This window comes from Neisseria sp. P0020.S003, assembly GCF_051957095.1.
Lineage (GTDB): Bacteria > Pseudomonadota > Gammaproteobacteria > Burkholderiales > Neisseriaceae > Neisseria > Neisseria subflava.
This window is the reverse complement of record NZ_JBQCWU010000034.1, coordinates 1-2501: the sequence shown is the minus strand read 5'-3', so window position 1 is coordinate 2501 and position 2501 is coordinate 1. Positions and strand designations below refer to the sequence as shown.

Here is a 2501-nt window from a genome sequence, read left to right as displayed (position 1 = left end):
AACAGGTTAATATTCCTGTACTTGATTCAAATGCGATGTGGGGACGGAGAAGGTTAGGTTAGCAAGCTGTTGGAATAGCTTGTTTAAGCCGGTAGGTGGAAGACTTAGGCAAATCCGGGTCTTCTTAACACCGAGAAGTGATGACGAGTGTCTACGGACATGAAGTAACCGATACCACGCTTCCAGGAAAAGCCACTAAGCTTCAGTTTGAATTGAACCGTACCGCAAACCGACACAGGTGGGCAGGATGAGAATTCTAAGGCGCTTGAGAGAACTCAGGAGAAGGAACTCGGCAAATTGATACCGTAACTTCGGGAGAAGGTATGCCCTCTAAGGTTAAGGACTTGCTCCGTAAGCCCTGGAGGGTCGCAGAGAATAGGTGGCTGCGACTGTTTATTAAAAACACAGCACTCTGCTAACACGAAAGTGGACGTATAGGGTGTGACGCCTGCCCGGTGCTGGAAGGTTAATTGAAGATGTGCAAGCATCGGATCGAAGCCCCAGTAAACGGCGGCCGTAACTATAACGGTCCTAAGGTAGCGAAATTCCTTGTCGGGTAAGTTCCGACCCGCACGAATGGCGTAACGATGGCCACACTGTCTCCTCCTGAGACTCAGCGAAGTTGAAGTGGTTGTGAAGATGCAATCTACCCGCTGCTAGACGGAAAGACCCCGTGAACCTTTACTGTAGCTTTGCATTGGACTTTGAAGTCACTTGTGTAGGATAGGTGGGAGGCTTTGAAGCAGAGACGCCAGTCTCTGTGGAGCCGTCCTTGAAATACCACCCTGGTGTCTTTGAGGTTCTAACCCAGACCCGTAATCCGGGTCGGGGACCGTGCATGGTAGGCAGTTTGACTGGGGCGGTCTCCTCCCAAAGAGTAACGGAGGAGTTCGAAGGTTACCTAGGTCCGGTCGGAAATCGGACTGATAGTGCAATGGCAAAAGGTAGCTTAACTGCGAGACCGACAAGTCGAGCAGGTGCGAAAGCAGGACATAGTGATCCGGTGGTTCTGTATGGAAGGGCCATCGCTCAACGGATAAAAGGTACTCCGGGGATAACAGGCTGATTCCGCCCAAGAGTTCATATCGACGGCGGAGTTTGGCACCTCGATGTCGGCTCATCACATCCTGGGGCTGTAGTCGGTCCCAAGGGTATGGCTGTTCGCCATTTAAAGTGGTACGTGAGCTGGGTTTAAAACGTCGTGAGACAGTTTGGTCCCTATCTGCAGTGGGCGTTGGAAGTTTGACGGGGGCTGCTCCTAGTACGAGAGGACCGGAGTGGACGAACCTCTGGTGTACCGGTTGTAACGCCAGTTGCATAGCCGGGTAGCTAAGTTCGGAAGAGATAAGCGCTGAAAGCATCTAAGCGCGAAACTCGCCTGAAGATGAGACTTCCCTTGTGGTTTAACCACACTAAAGAGTCGTTCGAGACCAGGACGTTGATAGGTGGGGTGTGGAAGCGCGGTAACGTGTGAAGCTAACCCATACTAATTGCTCGTGAGGCTTGACTCTATCATTTGAAGAACTTCAAAGATAAAAGCTTACTGACTGATTCAGTCATCACTAAATAATTGATTAAGGCTTTACCGATTTGTAACAGTTTAAGTTTGGCGGCCATAGCGAGTTGGTCCCACGCCTTCCCATCCCGAACAGGACCGTGAAACGACTCAGCGCCGATGATAGTGTGGTTCTTCCATGTGAAAGTAGGTCACCGCCAAACACCCATTCCGAAGCCCCCGACTGATGTCGGGGGCTTTTTACATGCCTGTCGGTTCTATCGGTTTGGCGATAGGTGATGGGGTAAGGGGTGCAAGAATATTGATGAACCGATACCTATTGAGTGTTCGTGCATTCTTGGTATTTGGATTATGTATGATTACCCTGTTGTTATTCTTGAACAAAAGTACTGAAAGTTACGGTTAACTGTTTGGAATATTTGAAATCAAACGATATTTGCGTTAATATGGCGTAAGCATTTATGTGGGTATGGGCTGTTGCCCTATCTGCGTATGTGACAGTGTTTACCGCTTGGAATAAAACCATTCTGTAGACTTCCTGACTGATTCAATCAAACACGTTATGGGAAAAAATCTGATGAAGAAATTTTTATTTGGTGCATTTGCCGCCGTCTGTGCGGCGTTCTCTTTGGCTGCCGTGAACATCAATACCGCGTCTTCTGCCGAACTGGAGGCCTTGCCGGGTATCGGCCCGGCTAAGGCGAAATCGATTGTGGAATACCGTCAGAAGAACGGTGCGTTCAAATCGGTGGAGGAGCTGAAAAACGTGAAGGGCATCGGTGATGCGGTGCTGAACAAGTTGAAGGCGGAGGCGACGGTTTCTTCTGCCGCGCCTAAGGCCGCCCAGCCTGCCGTGAAAAAATAAGCCTGACGGTTAACTGCCGTAGACGCCGCCCCGAGGCCGAACCGCTTGCCGGTTCGGGCTGACGGGCGGCTTTGTATGGGGCCGGGAATGAAGACCTGGACAAATGGAGACTTTACATTG

At 50.3% G+C, this 2501-nt stretch carries 1 protein-coding gene and 2 rRNA genes (1 of these 3 running past the window's edge); all 3 read left to right on the top strand.

Annotated features, from left to right (window positions below; genetic code table 11):
- Positions 1-1511: ribosomal RNA gene (locus tag ACTHTQ_RS11040) — 23S ribosomal RNA — on the top strand (it extends 1480 nt beyond the left edge of the window).
- Between the two features lie 94 nt (positions 1512-1605).
- A 5S ribosomal RNA gene (gene rrf, locus ACTHTQ_RS11035) occupies positions 1606-1719 on the top strand.
- A gap of 374 nt (positions 1720-2093) precedes the next feature.
- Positions 2094-2381, top strand: coding sequence for a ComEA family DNA-binding protein (locus tag ACTHTQ_RS11030; RefSeq protein ID WP_036472233.1), 288 nt, complete (start codon positions 2094-2096; stop codon positions 2379-2381).
- Positions 2382-2501: the final 120 nt, after the last annotated feature.